We start from the raw sequence: 17,591 nt of genomic DNA on the forward strand, positions 1-17,591 counted from the left end.
GGTTGGTTCATATGATGAACGCCCCACACCTGTGGTTGGAAGAACTAAGCGAGCGCAGACCCCGCCGACCGCGCCAGTTGGCAAGAGTCAAGCGATGCATGGCGCGTTAGGTATATGCTTATGGGCTCCAAGCCTGTGTCACGGTCAAATCTTCAGCATGAAGTCATCGCCATCGCCAATGCTCTCAACGAAGTCGGTCAGCACCGTGATGATTTTTTCCACATCCTGCAAGTTCGCCATCTCTACGACCGAATGCATGTATCGCAGCGGCAAACTGATCAAGGCGCTGGGAATTCCCGAACCCACATTAAAGATGCTATCGGTGTCCGTGCCGCTGTAACGTGACGAGGCCTCATGTTGCAAGGAGATCTTCGCCTTCTCCGCCACCTCCATCAGCCGTGCGACGACGAGCGGATGATTGCAAGTCCCGTGCGTGATGCTCGGGCCGCCGCCAAGTTTAACATCACCATGTTTGCTCTTGTCGATGCCAGGAGTGTCAGTCGCATGGGTGACATCGAGCACAACGGCCAGATCAGGCAGCAGACGTTGGGCGATCATCTTCGCCCCGTTGCCACCGATTTCTTCCTGAACCGCATTCACCGCGATCACGGTGCAGTTTTGGCGTTTCTTTTTCGCATGCAGTTTTTTGATCACCTGCGCAATGATGAAACCGCCGATGCGGTTGTCGAGAGCGCGGCCGAGCAGAAGTTTGTCGCCCATGAACTCCGCGTCATACGCATACACCGCCGGATGACCGACACGGATGCCCGCCTTGGCGACCTCCTTGTCGCTGCTGGCACCGATGTCGACATAAAGCTCGTTCACCTTAGGCACCTTTTCGTTGTCGCGCTCGCGAATGTGGATGGCCGTGTTGCCAATGATGCCGCGCACCACGCCCTTGTCTCCGAGAATTTCCAGACGACGACCGCGCGCCGTGGCCACATCGGAACCGCCGATCCGGTCCAGATGAAGAAAACCGTCCTTGGTGATCATGTTGACGATAAATCCGATTTCATCCGCATGGGATTCAAGCATCACCCGACGAGGCTTTTTGCCACTGCCTTCGAGCGTCGCCCATGCTGTGCCATACGCATCGCTTTCGACGCGATCAGAAAACTTGCGAAGATAGGATGCCCAGATGCGCTGGCCGCGGACTTCAAATCCGGTCGGGCTGGGGGCGCTGAGGTATTCGATGAGAAACGATTTGGATGGGGAATCAAGAGAGGTCTGAGCCATGGGAATTGATGAATAGATGGGATACGAGATACTGCCATGCTTCAGACACGGTGCCTAGTGCATTTGTATCGACGATCTGACCTCAAGCAATCAGCCGGATCGTCAGCGGATACCGATACATCACGCCATCGGCCGACTTGACGGCGGCGATGATGGAGAGCACCAGCGCGCCCACACACAGCACGATGAACATCGGAATGCCGATCAGAAACAGGCTCAGCACCAAGCATCCAATCGCATAGATGAAGAAGCTGATATGGAAGTTGAGCGCCTCCTTGGCGTGTTCAGCGGTGAATGGTGCTTCTTGTTTTTTGACGAGATAGATCACCAGTGGCAAAATGAAACCCACTCCGATTACCAAAGACAGGTGGCTGAGGACCACCCATATTTGTTCATTGGAATTGCTGTTGGGAAGGGGTGGAGTGGGCTGGTCCATGGTCGGCAGGATGGGCTGAATTTTCTGAAGGCAGTTTACTCCTCATGGGCGGGGAACCACCACCAAAAAATTGCGGACGTGGGTGAACTCGCGACGATAACGCACCTTACCGGACGACTCTTTCCACCACAGCGCGGTGGAACGACCGCCATCAAGGTTAAGCGCGCGATCCACTTCCAGCTCCGTGATGATGCCCTTGATCGAGAGCAGATCAGACAGCTGCCGCAAAGTTACATAACGACAGGTGCCAATGGCCCATTTGCCATCGTTGTCCGTCATGATGAAGGTTCGCGGACGACTGCGCACCGCTTCGAGGCCCTTTACCGCGAGACCGCCGTTCACCAGTCGGGGACCCGCCTGCACCAGATCCGTGATGCCCAATACATCGGAAAATTCATCGCGCCACAGCAGCATCGGCCGACCCCGCCGGACTTGAACCAATCCGCCGAGCAGCGAACTGCGTTGAAATTTCCCCGCCCGCTTTGACGCGGTTATGCTCAATCCCAATGGAGCAAATTCCGGGGTGAAATAACCGCCATTACAAGCTGCAAGGGCACCGCTGATGGAGCCCGCCATCTTTCCGAGATCCACCGCAGCTGATGCTGAAGGTTGATCCACCACGCGCAGGGTGCAGCGTTTGGAATCAAAGAAAATCAGCGTCAATTCCGCATCGACCGGACCTTCAATTTTTTTCTCCACCTGAACTGCTCCGTGACCGAGGTCGACGGCGGGGCTCTGCGAGGCAACTCTCCAAGCGGGTTGCGCCAAGAGTTCGGTGCTGCACAATACCATGCAGAATAGCAACAGTTTCACGTCGGCTGTGCCTCCAGCCACTGGATGACTTTTGCCAGCGCGCGTGCCCGGTGGCTCAATTGATTTTTGGTCGCGGCAGGCAGAACCCCGAAGCTGTGTTCGTAACCTTCCGGCACAAACAGAGCGTCATATCCAAAACCACCGACACCCTCTTCTTCGCGCAATAAACTTCCTTCCACCGCACCGTCGAAAACGCCTTTCACCACGCCGTCCAACGCGAGCACCATGCAACAGCGGAAGCGACCGGTGAACGGTGCTTGTTTGCCACTGGAGATCCGGGCGGTGAGTTCCTTGATAAGCTTTCGGCGGTTGCTGGCGTCGGTCGCACTCGCTCCTGAATAACGCGCAGAATGCACGCCGGGTTCACCATCGAGAACATCGACTTCAAGACCGGAGTCATCCGAAAGCACCAGCACACCCGGCAGCAAAACGCTCGCCGAAAGCGCCTTGATGGCGGCGTTCTCCGCAAACGTCGATCCTGTCTCGTCGGGCGAGGGAAGATGGGGATGGCTGGTGAGATCCGTTACCTCCCAGCCAGCACCGAGCATGGCGCGAATTTCTTCGGTCTTATGAGAATTTCCGGTGGCGACGAGCAGTTGCTTCACAATGGCCTATTGGTAGCACGAAGCAGCCATGCGCCAAGCAGCATTTGTTTGCCCAACGTTTCATTCGGCCAGAATACCTAATTATGAATTATCATCGAAAGCATCCTCCGGCCTGCGACGCAGTCGTCCTGGACTGCTGCGGCCTGCCGCCGCTGTAGGGAGCGTAGCCTGCTGCGCTGCGGAGGGAGACAACATGGCGGCTTTTGCCGTGGCAGGCACAAACCGGCAGGCCGGTTTTGGAAAAGCTGCGGCAGGCCGCAGCAGTCCACAGCGCTACGCGCAGAAGAAATGGATTCCGGCATCAACTGCGCTTGATTAAGCCTTCTGGCAATGAAACTGGAGAGCCTATTTGAGCGTCATGAGAAAGGCCATCAGATCGGCGATTTCCTGGTTTTTAAGAATCAGGTTCATCGGCGGCATGGGCGAGATCGGTGTGGCGGTGTAATTTTCCGCCATCACCGCATTCGGTTCCAGCAGGCTTTGCAGAAGGTAGGCTTCATCCTTGCGACCAGCGATTCCATCCAATGCCGGTCCGACCGGGCTGCCTTTTCCGCCCAGCATGTGGCAGTTCAGGCAGGCGGCGACAGGATGGGTGAGAAACAATTTTTCCCCGTTTTTGGCATCCCCCACCAGCACCTGATCATCGGCGTCCTCAAGCACCAGTTCGCTCAATTTGACATCGTCAAAATAGGTGTCGCCTTTCGCCACATGCAGCAAATTGACACTGGCCTTGGTGAGTTCACCGCTGTTGAAGATCACTTCCACCTCACGCCAGTCACCTTTGGCGACAATGGTTTCTGTCTGGATTTTGGTGCCATGAATGTTGAGGCTAGCCCTGCCACGAAACGCATGAGTTTTGATCCAGCCGCTGAGCCGGTATTGGGTGTTGGGTTTGAGCGCCACATCAGCGAAGAAGCTGGTGTCGGCAGAATCTCGCGTGATGCAGCGAAACCCAGGCGATGCCGCGTGAAACTGGCCATTCTCTTTGACGATGCTCCATTCCGCCGTGGCGTTGCCCGGAGGTTTGCTGTAGTCGTAATCGCGGCGTGTCCAACCTTCGGGCAGGCCGTTCGCTGCCAGCTTGTCAAAACCAGGATTGGGCAGCAGGTTGGGTCCTTCTTTCCAGGGCACTGCGTCATGATGCCGGCCCAGTTGGGTGATCGCCTCATTGAGCCATTCGTCCTTCTTCAACGATTCGTCCCGGCTCAGGTTTTTGATGGCTTGTTGGATTTCCGGGGTGGTAGGAAAATTCGCCAGTTTGATCAAGGCCGCGAGCCGTGTTTGTGGATCAGGATCGCTCATCACTCCGCTGCTGAAGTAGCTGTTGGCGGCATCTGCATCACTTCCAAGAGAACGAATGGCATTGCGGCGCAGCGCGGCATCCTTGGCCAGCAATGCGGATTTGGAAGTCTCCGCATCCAGCAAGCCAAGACCCTGCAAAGTCCACAGGGCATGGATCGCCTGAATGGGATTTGCCGCCGTCGTGATGATGGCCTTCAAAGCATCTGCTGCATCCACCTTTTTTCCTTCGACCAGCAAACGTTGGGCCGTGAGTCTCCAGTGTTGGGTGTCGTCTGCCAACGCGTCGACCAGTTGCGCCGTGGTGGCTTGTTGCAGCGACTTTTTCTCCGGCTTCGCCTGATCCCAAACGATGCGGTAGATGCGGCCACGACGATGATCACGCAGATCATTTTCATGAGCACCACCCACTCCGGTCTTCGCATCAAATCCACCGCGCGCCACACTGGGGGTGGGGTTGTGTTGAATAATAAAATTCTGGAAATCCGCCACCCAAATCGCACCATCGGGGCCAACTTCCGCATACACCGGTGAAGTCCATTCGTCACTGCTTGCCAGCACGTTAAAATCGTCCAAAGCCTTGTAGCCTGCGCCGTCGGGCTGCGCATCCATCAGCGTGATGACCTTCATGGTGGGCTCACAAATCATCGCTCTTCCCTGGAGTCGCGCGGGCAGATTGGCCGATTCAATAAAGGCACTTCCCGCAGCCGAGGTAAAACCACCGAACACATCAACCTGCCGGAAATTCGGCGTCACGGTATGCACCACATCCACGGCATTGATCTTCTTCGCCGACATGAAGCGACCTGCTTTCGGAAAGGTGTTGGCTGGAATGCCACCGTAAAAAATGGGCGCACCATTGGCCGTTCCGCCAAATGAATCGCCGACCGCGTTGAAGCTCTGCGCCCATGCGTTGTTGGTAAACTGGTGCAAAAACTCCATCTCACTGCCATCCGCCTTGAACCGATAAGTGCCCATGCCGAACTTCATCGCCTTGCCATTCACCGTGCCGTCAAAATTTGAATAACCCACGCAACCATGAATCCAGTTGTCGTAGCCATAGTGCAAATTGTTCGCCTGGGCGTGGGTGTCGCCGATTCCCCAGCCCGTCATGATCTCCTTGCGGACATCCGCCTTGTCATCGCCATTGGTGTCCTTCAAAAAAAGGAAGCGCGGAGGTTGAGAAACAATGACGCCGCCATGGCTCAACACGAGGCCGGTGGGAATATTCAAACCTTCCGCAAAAACCGTGAACTTGTCCGCCCGGCCATCGCCATTGGTATCTTCGCAAATCGTGATGCGGTCATTGCCCTGCCCGTCGGGTTTAACCCCATGCGGATAGTCAAAAGTTTCCGCCACCCAGCAACGTCCGCGCTCATCCCATGCCATGGCAATCGGTTTGCCAATGTCGGGATCGCTGGCAAAAAGTTCCAGCCGCATGTCCGCAGGCACTTGCGTGCGTTCGATGGAACCTTTGGCCTTAAACGGATGTTGAAAGGTGATCGCTTCCGGCCTCTTCTCATAGTTGGCCACCTGGGGATGTGGTTCACGCACCTCAGGTTCCCGGCTGCCGAGAAATTTGAGCCACTGATCTTTGTTGGCAGCGCTGAGCACCTCTTCACGAATTTGAGCCACCGTCGTGCCGGGCTCGGTGGTGATCAATTTCTTGCCGGACAAAGTCGCAGGGACCTTGTCGGAAGCCGCCATCATGACGACAGGAAAGTGTTTCACATAAGCTTCCGTCAACGCGCCGGCATCTGCCGTGTAGTCAAAATAAATGGCGTCCCTTCCGAGTTCGGCCATGGCCTGATGGAGGACACTGTCTTTACTCGCCTGACTGCGTGAAGGGTCAAACCACAACACCCGCAAATGATCGGGCGGATTTTCGGACGCGGTGGCGAAGATTGAAAAATGCGTAATAACCGCAAAAATAGAAAGGCGAAGCGAGTGAATCATACAAAGTTACCGGGTGAAGTGCATGGTATAGAACGCCCTATTGGCAGCGATGGTTAAGACGACTTTTGTAGGAAATCAGACATTTGGCTGCTACTTGCCGAGAAATTTCACCACCGCTTCGGTGCGGGATTGCACATGCAGTTTGCCGTAGATGGCATGCAGATGAGCACGCACCGTGCTGGTGCTGATGTTGAGTTGATCCGCAATTTCCTTGTATTGCAATCCCTTTGAAAGCTGGCCAAGAATCTCATTCTCGCGAGCCGTGAGGGTTTGCAGTTCGGGTGCCATCGTGCGACCAGGGTGAAAATAGGAAACCACCTTGCGGGCAATGTGCATCGACATCGGTGAACCACCCCGGTGGACTTCCTTCACCGCAGCGAGAATGTCCGCCGGGCGTGCGCGTTTCAGCATGTAGCCGCTGGCACCCGCGCGTAGAGAATCAAAAATGTTCTCCGTGTCATCATAAGTGGTGAGCATCAAAACGTGCAGGCCCGGCATCGCGGTCTTGAGCGCGGCGACGCACTCGATGCCGCTTCGTCCGGTGAGGTTGATGTCGGCCAGCAATACATCGGGCGGCAGCTTGGGCACTTCGATAATGGCCTGTTCGGCGCTGGGATAGGTGGCAATGCAGGTGAGGCCAGGTTCGCGGTTGATGAGTTTCTCCAAAGTTTCTCGGGTGACGCGGTCATCCTCAACAATGGAAACTTTGACGGAGGTGGAAGCGGTGGAAGCGTTCATGATTTTGGCCAGGGAAGCGTGATGGTGATGGTGGTGCCGGTGCCCGGTATGCTGACAATTTCACAGTTTCCCTTCAAGGCAGCCGCGCGGGCGGTGAGATTTTTCAGACCGTTGCCAAGGGAGTCTAAGGCGATCGAGTGGTCGTCAAAACCCCGCCCATTGTCGCTTAAAACCGACAGCAAATGGTGGGGTTTGGGTTGCACACTCAACGTGATCTCGCTGGCACCGGAATGTTTTGCCGCATTGTTTTGGGCCTCTTGAATCATCAGGAAATAATGATGACGGAAGTCGGCATTGAGCGGTCGTTCAGCCACATTGTCCGGAAGTTCAAGCCGGCAACGGATGCCGGCTGCATCAAACATTTGCACGGCTTTCTGTCCCACATATTCCAGCAGGCTGCTGAGGTTGTCGTGGCGTGGATTCACGGCCCAAACAATTTCATCAAGATGAGTGACGGCTTCCCGGGATGTCTCCGCCAGCTGCCGCAGTTGCTCTTTGGGAGCCTGGCCCGCTGACTGTTCGTGGTCCGCCAGTTCCGCCAGCAGTGCAATTTGTGTGAGGCTGGCACCTATCTGATCATGCATGTCACGGGCGATTCGTGCCCGTTCACGTTGAATGTCTGCTTCACGTTTGAAGGCTTCGGTTTGGCGACGTGTTCTCAGCTTTGAATAGCGATAGGCGGTCACCGCAGTGACCAGAAAAAACAAACCACCCAAACCGAGTTGGAACCACAACGTCTGCCAGAAAAATGGCAATACTTGCAAGGACAAGGTGGCGTCCCGGCGACTGGACAAACCATCGTTGTTGGTGGCACGCGCTCTTAACTGATAGTGACCCGGGCGCAGACTTCCATAAGTGGCCGTGCGCGTCGCGCCACTGTCGATCCAGTCGTCATCCACCCCGTCCATCCGATACCAGACCGTCACACTTTGCGGTGCCACATAACTCATCGCCGCGAGATCGGCCCGCAAGGTGTTCACTCCAGGTTGGAGAGCCACTGACAGCTGCACCGGCACCTCACGACCATTCACGCGCAGCCCTTCGATGCTCACCGGCGGCGGAATCAAATTCGTGCCCGGCAACGTCGGGTCCGCCATCACGATGCCACTTCGCGAGGCAAACCACAGCCGGCCACTGGCCATCGCCATCGCATTGGGCTGGTAACCATTGTTCGCCTGGATGCTTGGCACCCCTTCATTGCGACCGTAGGCCGACGCGTGAACCTTCACCGCACGGCCATCCGCCACCGCGTTCAGCGATGACAGCGAAACCGCAAAAATGCCCCGGTCACCCGCGCCCCACAAGCGTCCTTGCTGATCCAACACCAGCTGTGAAACCGCGTTGCTCCACAATCCATGCGAAGCGTTGACCATTGCCACCTTGCCATCCTTCAAACGTGCCAGTCCACCCCTCGCCGTGCCCATCCACATCGCGCCATCACGCGTCGTCAAAAACACCCGCACCGGCCCCGCCCCTTTCATCTCCGCAAAACGTTGGAACACCATCCGCCCTTTCTCCAGCCGGTAGAGTCCGCCATTTTGAGTCGCCGCCCAGACACGGTCAGACTGGTCATGGCCAATCGCCTGCACCTCGACGCCTCCGTTATCGATCACATAAGTGGTCCACTGTCCGGGCAGGCCACAGACCACGGCATCCCCACGCCCAAACCAAAGCTTGCCATCACGTGCTACACTCATCGCGCGGATGCGCGTCGGAGACTCCTTTTTAGGCAGCCCATGAGTCTCAAACACCTCACCATTCCAGCGCACCAAACTCTGTTCACTGGTCGCAATCCACACATCCCCATTGCGACCCACCGTCACGCTGGTGGCCAGCTTGCCCGGCCAGTGCAACCCGGCGATAAGATGTTTCCAACGTCGATCCCGTCGCAAAAAAAGTTCCCCCGTCTGCAACGCCACCCACACATCGCCGCGCTGATCTTCACAAAACGCCCGGGCCGTCTGCTGCACCGGTGCATCCGGCTCATTCAGCATCGACAACACCCGCTGACGCAGCCGGCAAGCCCCGCCGCCACCCGTGCCCACCCACACATTGCCCTCGCGATCCTCACTCAGCCACCACACATCCTGGTTGGGCAGATTCACCCGTCTAAAATCCCCGTCCTCCCAGCAGTGCAGGCCATACCCAAACGTTCCAAACCACAAACGCCCCGTCCTGTCCTCATACAATGACGAGGCCCGCGTTCCCGGCGAATAACCCGTCAGATCCGCCAGCTCCACCAGCCCATCGCGGGTCGAATACGCAAACAGCTTCTCGCCAATCCCCATCCACAAACCTCCCTGCTTCGCCGCACAGATCACCGGACGATCCCCCGGAATCTCCAGCACCCGCTCAAACCTCCCGTTGCGCCATTTCGCCAGCGACTTATGGCCCGCCGCCCACATCTCGCCCTGGTTGTCCATTGTCAGCGACGACGCAAAGCTCAACCCCATCCCTTCCTCCACCGGTGCCTGCTCCAGCCGCTCGTTCACCACGCGAAAAATCGGCCCGTTCTCATAACCAATCCACAGCACCCCTTCCGCGTCCTCCACCATCGCCACCACCCTCGCATCAAACCGGAGGTCACCAAGCGGCAACGCCAGATCCTGCTCCCCCTTTTTGAATCGCACCAGCACCTTGTTCACGATCACCCAAAGACACCCATCCCGCGTCGTAAAACCCCCCGCCACCGCCAGCCCTGAAGTTCCATGCGGGGCCAGATCAATCATCCCAAGCCGCAGCCCGTCCAGTCGCGCCAGCCCTCCGCGTGTGGCAAACATCATCGCCCCATCCGCCGCCTGCGACAGGCACACCACGTCATTGTTGGGCAACCCGTCATCCGTCTGCCACGCGTGGTGAATCCACGCCGCCTCCACGGCATGCAAACTCGTCATCGTCGTCTGGCAAACCAGCCCGACCAGCCCCATCCCGACCAAACACGAATGCCAAAAATATCTCATGAACTCGAGCAGCAAAATCATTGTGCCCAACATCCATGGGCCAACGCAAGCCATTTGAGCGGAGCCACCCCCGAACGACTATAGAACATTCGTTCGATGGTGGATTAATTCCCGTGCTGGTAGCCTTGGTGAATGACATTGCCCATACAGCGTCAACGGCCATCCACAAAATCCAGGCCAGCCCTTTCCCGGTCCCGCTCCGCCTTCACCCTCATTGAAGTCCTTACCGTCGTCGTCATCATCAGCATCCTCGTCGCGCTCTCCGCCCCCATCATCACCTCCATCAACGGTGCCAACACCGTCACCCGCAACGCCTACACCCTCACTGACACCCTCGACCAAGCCCGCTCCTACGCCACCGCCAACAACACCTACACCTGGGTCGGCATCTTCGAGGAAAACGCCGACGCCCCCGGAACCCCAGGCATCGGTCGCATCATCCTCGGCATCTTCGCCTCTACCGACGGCTCAAAAATCTACGCCGACGGCACCCCAAGCCCCGGCCCGCTCGACCCCACCCGCCTGAAACAGATCGGCGAACTCATCCAACTCGAACACACCGACCTTGTCACCCTCAGCAGCAGCGACATCCAGCGCGACACCGTTCCCGCCGCCATCCATCAAGTCGCCGAAGACACCTTCACCAGCCCCATCACCATCACCCCGCCCCACCACACCGACCCGGCTACCGCCAGCTACACCTTTGCCAAACTCATCCAGTTCAGCCCCCTCGGAGACGCCAGCAAAATCGCCAGCTCACCCGTGCGCTGCATCGAGTTCGGCCTCCGACCCACCAAAGGCAACATCACCGACACCACCAGCAAAAACCTCGTCGCCGTCCAGCTCTCCGGCATCGGCGGTCAACCCAGTCTCCACCGTCCCCAACCATCCCAGCCATGAAACCAAATTCGTTCTCCATATCCAGTCGAAAAAAAGCCTTCACACTCGTCGAAACCGTCCTCGCCCTCGGTGTTGCCGCCGTCAGCATGTCCGCCATCTTCGGCCTCCTGCCCGTCGGACTCAACTGCAACCAATCCTCCACCGAGCAAACCAGCGCCGCCAACCTCCTCACCGTCCTCGCCGCCGACCTGCGCAGCACCCCCGGCAGCACCAGCACCAGCGCCAGCACCGAAGCCGAAACCCACCGCTCCAACCTCTTTGAAATCGACCTTCCTGCCAAACCCACCGGCAGCACCGAACCCACCCAACAAACCCTCCACATCGGCGACGACCTCCAGCCCACCTCCGAGCTGTCGCTTGCCCGTTACCAGCTCAACCTATGGGTTGTCGCACCCGCCACCGACCGCGCCCCCACCACCGTTCGCGCCCTCATCACCTGGCCCGCCAACGCCACCTATCAAAAAGCCATCGGCTCACTCGAAACCATGATCGCACTCGACCGCCACTGATCCCCATGAATCACCACCGGCCCGCATCCACTCATCGCCGCGCCTTCACCCTGATTGAGCTGCTCATCGTCATGGCCATTCTCGGCATGCTCGTCCTCCTTATGTCGCAGCTCCTTAACGACACCCTCAGCGTCACCGGTCGCGGCAACCAGCGCATCGATGCCGACAGCGAAGCCCGCCTCGTCCTCGACCGTATCGGCATCGACATCGCCCGCATGGTCAAACGTCCGGACATCGATTACTACCTGCAAAAGACCAGCGGCGATGACCAGCTCGCCTTCTTCAGCGAGTCCACCGGCTACTACCCCGACGGCATCGAAAGCGAAACCCCCAAAGGCACCGCGTCGCTCATCGGTTACCGCATCGAAAACCAAAAACTCGAACGCCTCAGCAAAGCCCTCATTTGGAACGGCGTCAACACCAGCACCCCCGGCGCCACCGGCATCTCCGCCCAAAACAAACCCATGATCTACGGCATCGGTGCCACCCCCGGCGAAGTCCTCCTCAACAGCTACACCATCAATGGCGGCGGCGGCAGCAGCATCACCACCACCGGCAGCGCCAGCGACCCCGACTACCAGGTCATCGGCGAAAATGTCTTCCGCCTCGAGTTCTGCTACCTCATGAAAAACGGCACCCTTTCCGACACCCCCTGGCTTGCCCCCAACACCACCATCAACGGCCTGCGCGACGTCGCCGCCATCATCGTCGCCATCGCCGTGCTCGACCCGGCCAGCCGTTCCACCCTCAACGCCAGCCAGCTCACCGCCGCCTCCGCCAAACTTCCCAACGTCGCCGGCACCACCCTCAGCTCACCACCTCTTCCCCTCTGGCAAACCCAGATCGACAACAACGACCTCGACCTCCCCCGTTCCGCCGCCTCCCAAGTGCGCATCTACCAGCGCACCTACCATCTTGACGAAGCCCCCTGATTTCCCTCACGCATGCACCCACACCTTCCATCCATGAAAATCTGCACACCATCCCCATCCAAGCAAGGCATGGCCCTCGTCATCGTGCTCGCCTTCGTCGTCCTCCTCACCGGACTCGTCGTCGCCTTCCTTGCCCGCTCCGTGAACAACGAAAAAGTCGCCACCAACTACTCCCATCAAACCCGTTCCGACATCCTCGCCCGGAGCGCCCTCGACTACATCATTACCGACCTCAAACAAGAAATCCACAACGGCTCCAACCTCGTTACCGTCGGCCCCGAAGACGCCTCATCAACCCTCTATCTCCCCCAAACCCCGGCCGACGCCATGGCCCAACGCAGCGGCCTGCCTGCCGATGACACCATCCCCAACCTCATCCGCCGCAGCGTGCGCGACGACACCCTTGTAGTTCCCAGCCGAGCCTCCGCCATCAACAGCAGCGAAGACGCCTCCATCGACGGCCGCACCATCACCCCTGCCCGTTGGAACCGCCACTACCTCATCCCCCGCTTCGATGCCGCCACCAACACCGACACCACTCCCGATGCTGACACCGGATTCATCGCCCCTGACTGGGTCCTGCTCACCCGTAACGGCCCCGCCGTCCACACCAACCTCGGCAGCGGCCCCACCGCCCTCAACAACGCCGACAAAGACAACAGCAACTACGTCATCGGCCGTTACGCCTACGCCATCTACGACGAGGGCGGCCTTCTCGACCTCAACGCCGCCGGTTATCCTGAAGGGCTCCTTACCGACGTCAAAAGCCGCAAAAACAACCTCGCCCTCGCCGATCTAACTCGAATTCCCATCGATAAAACAAAAACCACCTTCCTTTCCCAGGCCCAGATCAACCAGTTTGTCGGCTGGCGCAACTACGCCTCCTCCCAGCCCATCGGCGGCTTCGGTGCCTTCACCTTTGATGCCGCCCGTGCCAAATACTGGCACAAACACTTTGTTTTGGAGAACCAGACCGGCTTCCTCAAAACCATCGCCCCCGAAGATGCCGTTCCGCCCCTCACCGACCAGGCCCTGCTCAGCCGCCAGCAGTTGATCCGGCTTTTTGGCTCATTGGACATCAGCCCCAACGCCCTGCAATACTTCGGCACCTTCAGCCGCACACTCGACCAACCCTCCTTCGCCCCCGATCCCAACCGGCCCAAAGTCCTGGCTGCAGCCAAGGGCGGGAATAGCGCGGCGGGATTGAATGCCGATGATTTGATCAACCCCAGCTTCCTCACCACCAGAGTCGGTAGCACTTTTACCCGCAACAACGGAGAAACCGCCAAGTCCGGCGAACCCCTGGTGAAAAGACGCTTCGCCCTCAACCGCCTCGCCTGGCTCACCTATCAAGGGCCCAGCGCCACACGCAATACCTCCACGACCACCACCACGGGTGATGACGCCGACATCGGCTTGCTCAAACAACATGGAATTAGCGAAGAATTGCTCGAAGAGGGCACCGCCGAAAACATCAGAAAATACTTCGGGCTGACCTGGGATAACACCGATCATTGCTGGCAATACGACGTCCACAACGGCTCCTCCGGTGCGATCAAGAAGCTCGGCGACATTGCCCAGCTCTCCCCCGCCCGCGAACCCGATTTCTTCGAACTGCTCAAAGCCGCCATGCACGTCGGTTCGCTGGGCAAAGCACTGCTTCCCAGCGGTGGCGGCTCCATTGAGCCATACAGCTACAACCACTATGCAGAAAACTCCGTTGACCTCCAGATTATCCAGATCGGAGCCAACATCATCAGCCAGTTCCAACCCTCGAACTACCCGCCCATCATTATCTTCAACGATGGAAGCGGACATGCTTCGATGCCCCGCAAAATCGCGGGTGTGACCAACTTGCCCTATCTGCAAAATCTCATGACCGGCGTGCTCCAGGTGCGCGCTCCCAACCCCCTGCCCAATAGCATGGGACCCGGTGCCACTTACCCCTCCGGAACCAAAATCATCGACCCCGGCGTGGGTGCCCTGATGATGCTTCCCGTCGTTTGGAATCCCCACGACCCCGCCAGTTCCACCGGCGGGATTGGACCGACGCGCTTCCGTGTCGTCGCGGACAGCACCACGCCCGATCTACTGGACTCAAGCACGCGCACTCCCTATTGTGTGTATGCCAACTCAGGGGGCAATTGGTCTTTCGACGCGGGGAACAACTCTCCACAAAGGGACTGGTATGCCGACTCGACCCGCACCGGCGCGCAAATCAGCCGCGCACTCACCGCTGACACTACCGCGATTGAGTTCTTGGTGCAGTCCGGCGGACTGCCGCTCTTTCCCGAGCCCGCCATGCTGGTTCGCCCTCGCACCATCACCGATCCCAACGGCAACAGCGTGCAAATTTCCCTCGGCGATGGGCACCTGATCAATACGGACAATGTGCTTAGAGATTTGCGCGTCTCCCCGGGAACCGCAATCAGCGGCCTGCCCAATTACTTTGCCAACGCGCTGAACATGAATCAACCCGGCCAGACACAAGATCCCGCAGGCACGGCCTATCTGGGTTTCTGTCTTGGCACCGTCCCACTCGCCTGGACCAAGGGCAGCGACGAGAGCACCACGGCTTACTCCGCAGCCAGAGACGGCGTTTTCTGGGGCAGCGTCAACCATCCCCTTCCCACCACCAGGGGATGCTACATGACGTATCGGGTGCAATATGAAAATCCCTTCAGCCCTGGAGACTGGATTACGTATGACACAAAATATGGCAAAGTCATGTTTGACCGGTGTCAATTCGGAGTTGGCACTCCCAGCTTGATTTGCGGCTTCAGGGGGGGCGGCCAAGGCGAGGGCCACTGGGCCACTGCGACAGACCCGCGCAGCAGCCGCTTCGGACTATTCTGGAATGGAACGGCTTCTTGGGCGGGTAATTACACCCCGGTGGGAAGCATCGTCATACCGCTGCCAATCCCCGGCCCCGAATTGGCGATTTCGCATTATGGCGGCAGCAGCCCCCACGCAGCCGGATGGCTCAACCCGGCCAGCGCCACCCTCTACACCATCCGGCCTGACGCGCACGCAGGTTTTGGATTCATGAAATGCTGGTTGGATCACGCCACGAGTGCCAACGAAAACAGCGGCTGGATGGCATGGATTTCTGCCGACGGCAAATCCTTTCCCGGCATCGCTCCGGGACTGCTCAGCCAGAACAACACCAGCGCCCACTACGTCCCCTCGGCTTACTTCGGTGCCGGACAGGGAAATGACGCCCATGCACCCCACTATTTCGCGGACCCTGATGGGATGGTGAGACGCGCGATGGGCGGATTTGTCGCCGAAGGCAACTCAACCTCACCGGGTTATGAGGGCTGGGGCAATAAATACCCTTCCGCCAACACCACCGTGGGCCTGCCCATGGCCAGAGCTTTCGGCTGGGATTCCAGCACCTACCGGCCGCCCAACCCCAATCCTACCATCACCGAGCACAACGTCGCGACTCAAGCCACCAGTCAGGCACAGAGTCGGCCCTATTTCCTCAACCGGCCTTTCCGCAACGTGGGAGAACTGGGCTACGTCTTCACGGACACACCCTGGCGCAACATTGATTTCTCAAACGCGGAAAGCGGCGGTGTCGCGCTGCTGGACGTGTTCTGCATCAGCGAATCGGAGAACAACGACGGCCTCGTCGCTGGCAAGATCAATCTCAACACCCGCCAGATTCCCGTCCTGAAGGCGGTGCTGACCGAGGCCTATCTCGACCCTGCTCTGGCATCCAATGGCTTTGCAACCTCACGCATCGACGCGGAACACACCGCCGGGCTTGTGTCCCAGGCTCTCGTCGCCCGCACCAGCAGCACTGCCAGCGGCATGGGACCGCTGCGCAATCTCAGCGAGCTTGTCGGTAAACTTGGCGATAAAACAGGAATCACGCATCCTTCCGTCAAAGGCGTGTCCAAGGTGCCCCTATCCACCGCAAACGGCTTTTACGATGGCAAGCACTCCTACAGCGGCTTCAGCGATGCGGGATGGAACAACACCGACCAACGTCCCCGACAGACTGATCCGCCCACCGACATCTACTCCGCCTACATGAGTTCTGAGGCATTCAGCACCAACACCAACAATAGCGGCACCCGGGAGACCCTCAGCTACATCCATCGCTTCCGCGAGGCACCCATTCGTGCCCTGGCGGCCGCCGGACAAACGAGAACTTGGAACTTGATGATCGACGTCATCGCCCAGTCTGGCCGCTATCCCAAGTCCGCCACCAGTTTGAATCAGTTTCGCGCCGAAGGCGAACAACGTTACTGGGTCCATGTGGCGATTGATCGGCTCACTGGTGAAATCATCGACAAACAAATCGAAGTTGTAAAAGAATGAACCCGCGCACTCTCCTTCCACTCCTCTTCACCCTTGCGCTTGCGCTTCACGCGCGCGCCCAGGATCCCGCCACCCTGCCCCAGGGACCGCTGCTAAACCGGGCTCCGCAGTTTTCCCAATGGGTCATCACCACAAAACCTCTCGACGGCGCGAAACCCGCCGAAGCGCAAGCGGGCTCCACACCGCGGAATGACGACGGCACCACACGCCCGAAAACAACCTCTGTGACCAAAAACAACCAGTTGATCCATGAACAAACCGTCTATGCTGGAGGCGATAAAGTCGACATCTGGCGCATCGGCGGTCAGGCCCTGATGTCGGCCGCTGGCAAACCCTGGATGACCATTTCTTCGGTCGGCACTTCGTTCAACGCGACGGATTATCAAAAGGCGGACTTTGCCGGGTTCGACTGGATCGCGCCGGGCAACTACACTGGCATCAAAGAAGTCGGCGGAAGGAAGTGCCTCACCTTTAGCGGTAAGACGATTTGTCTCGACCCCCAGGAAATCGATCTATTAAAAACGTCAGCGGAACAGCAGGTTTCCGTCATGGAAACGATGAAAAACGAGGAGGTTCGTCCCGGCGATCCTCCGCTGCCTGAGGCAAAACCCTTCCGCATGGAAGACTACCATGTGCAGGTCGCCGCTTACATTGATCTGGAAACCCGTTTGCCCGTCATGCTCCAATATGAACTGCCTGAGGGGCCTATGACGCGCACCTACCAGTTCCAGCCCAACGTCGATCGATTGAGCCTCCCATCCGAGGTGCAGGATGTGCTCAAGGGGGCCGCTGACCACCAAAAGAGCCTTAACGTCGGCCGCCCGCCAATCTGAGCGCCACATTGGTGTTCGAAAATGAATATCCGAACAACAACA

12 protein-coding genes are annotated in these 17,591 nt (G+C 58.3%); 5 read left to right on the top strand and 7 right to left on the bottom strand.

Annotated features, from left to right (window positions below):
* Positions 1-144: 144 nt before the first annotated feature.
* The 7 genes from FEM03_RS21460 to FEM03_RS21490 all read right to left on the bottom strand — a co-directional run bounded on the left by FEM03_RS21460 (position 145) and on the right by FEM03_RS21490 (position 10,043).
* The gene (locus FEM03_RS21460) at positions 145-1,236 is read right to left on the bottom strand and encodes a M42 family metallopeptidase (protein WP_138088368.1); all 1,092 of its coding nucleotides are present in this window, start codon (positions 1,234-1,236) and stop codon (positions 145-147) included.
* Between the two features lie 82 nt (positions 1,237-1,318).
* Positions 1,319-1,672 (bottom strand): DUF4870 domain-containing protein, encoded by a 354-nt coding sequence (locus FEM03_RS21465; RefSeq protein ID WP_138088369.1) that lies wholly within the window; start codon positions 1,670-1,672, stop codon positions 1,319-1,321.
* A 42-nt stretch (positions 1,673-1,714) separates the two neighbouring features.
* Complete coding sequence (locus FEM03_RS21470) at positions 1,715-2,485, bottom strand: phosphodiester glycosidase family protein (protein ID WP_138088370.1); 771 nt, start codon at positions 2,483-2,485, stop codon at positions 1,715-1,717.
* The gene (locus FEM03_RS21475; protein ID WP_138088371.1) at positions 2,482-3,090 is read right to left on the bottom strand and encodes a non-canonical purine NTP pyrophosphatase; all 609 of its coding nucleotides are present in this window, start codon (positions 3,088-3,090) and stop codon (positions 2,482-2,484) included. The genes FEM03_RS21470 and FEM03_RS21475 overlap by 4 nt, the downstream gene beginning before the upstream one ends.
* A gap of 345 nt (positions 3,091-3,435) precedes the next feature.
* Positions 3,436-6,345 (bottom strand): PVC-type heme-binding CxxCH protein, encoded by a 2,910-nt coding sequence (locus FEM03_RS21480; RefSeq protein ID WP_138088372.1) that lies wholly within the window; start codon positions 6,343-6,345, stop codon positions 3,436-3,438.
* A 90-nt stretch (positions 6,346-6,435) separates the two neighbouring features.
* The gene (locus FEM03_RS21485) at positions 6,436-7,083 is read right to left on the bottom strand and encodes a response regulator (protein WP_138088373.1); all 648 of its coding nucleotides are present in this window, start codon (positions 7,081-7,083) and stop codon (positions 6,436-6,438) included.
* On the bottom strand, positions 7,080-10,043 hold the full coding sequence (locus tag FEM03_RS21490; RefSeq protein WP_166443052.1) for a sensor histidine kinase: 2,964 nt from the start codon (positions 10,041-10,043) through the stop codon (positions 7,080-7,082). Before FEM03_RS21490 ends, FEM03_RS21485 begins: the two co-directional genes overlap by 4 nt.
* A 132-nt stretch (positions 10,044-10,175) precedes the next feature.
* On the opposite strand from FEM03_RS21490, the gene FEM03_RS21495 reads away from it, so the two are divergent.
* From FEM03_RS21495 to FEM03_RS21515, 5 genes are read left to right on the top strand one after another with little or no spacing between them, the layout of a single operon-like run.
* Entirely contained in the window at positions 10,176-10,943 is a 768-nt protein-coding gene (locus FEM03_RS21495) for a pilus assembly FimT family protein (protein ID WP_138088375.1), read from the top strand.
* Positions 10,940-11,452 carry a hypothetical protein gene (locus FEM03_RS24565; RefSeq protein WP_166443051.1) on the top strand — a complete coding sequence of 171 codons (513 nt, stop codon included), beginning with the start codon at positions 10,940-10,942 and terminating at the stop codon, positions 11,450-11,452. Before FEM03_RS21495 ends, FEM03_RS24565 begins: the two co-directional genes overlap by 4 nt.
* A gap of 5 nt (positions 11,453-11,457) precedes the next feature.
* Complete coding sequence (locus FEM03_RS21505) at positions 11,458-12,384, top strand: PulJ/GspJ family protein (protein WP_166443053.1); 927 nt, start codon at positions 11,458-11,460, stop codon at positions 12,382-12,384.
* Between the two features lie 33 nt (positions 12,385-12,417).
* On the top strand, positions 12,418-16,716 hold the full coding sequence (locus FEM03_RS21510) for a hypothetical protein (protein WP_138088378.1): 4,299 nt from the start codon (positions 12,418-12,420) through the stop codon (positions 16,714-16,716).
* Positions 16,713-17,549, top strand: coding sequence for a hypothetical protein (locus tag FEM03_RS21515; RefSeq protein ID WP_138088379.1), 837 nt, complete (start codon positions 16,713-16,715; stop codon positions 17,547-17,549). The genes FEM03_RS21510 and FEM03_RS21515 overlap by 4 nt, the downstream gene beginning before the upstream one ends.
* The last annotated feature ends 42 nt before the right edge of the window (positions 17,550-17,591 follow it).

It is taken from the genome of Phragmitibacter flavus (assembly GCF_005780165.1).
Taxonomy (GTDB): Bacteria; Verrucomicrobiota; Verrucomicrobiia; order Verrucomicrobiales; family Verrucomicrobiaceae; genus Phragmitibacter; species Phragmitibacter flavus.

Coding starts and splice junctions, on each gene's coding strand:
- FEM03_RS21460 (WP_138088368.1), bottom strand. CDS start 1,236: ATGGCTCAGACCTCTCTTGATTCCCCATCCAAATCGTTTCTCATCGAA.
- FEM03_RS21495 (WP_138088375.1), top strand. CDS start 10,176: ATGACATTGCCCATACAGCGTCAACGGCCATCCACAAAATCCAGGCCA.
- FEM03_RS21465 (WP_138088369.1), bottom strand. CDS start 1,672: ATGGACCAGCCCACTCCACCCCTTCCCAACAGCAATTCCAATGAACAA.
- FEM03_RS21490 (WP_166443052.1), bottom strand. CDS start 10,043: ATGAGATATTTTTGGCATTCGTGTTTGGTCGGGATGGGGCTGGTCGGG.
- FEM03_RS21505 (WP_166443053.1), top strand. CDS start 11,458: ATGAATCACCACCGGCCCGCATCCACTCATCGCCGCGCCTTCACCCTG.
- FEM03_RS21510 (WP_138088378.1), top strand. CDS start 12,418: ATGAAAATCTGCACACCATCCCCATCCAAGCAAGGCATGGCCCTCGTC.
- FEM03_RS24565 (WP_166443051.1), top strand. CDS start 10,940: ATGAAACCAAATTCGTTCTCCATATCCAGTCGAAAAAAAGCCTTCACA.
- FEM03_RS21515 (WP_138088379.1), top strand. CDS start 16,713: ATGAACCCGCGCACTCTCCTTCCACTCCTCTTCACCCTTGCGCTTGCG.
- FEM03_RS21485 (WP_138088373.1), bottom strand. CDS start 7,083: ATGAACGCTTCCACCGCTTCCACCTCCGTCAAAGTTTCCATTGTTGAG.
- FEM03_RS21480 (WP_138088372.1), bottom strand. CDS start 6,345: ATGATTCACTCGCTTCGCCTTTCTATTTTTGCGGTTATTACGCATTTT.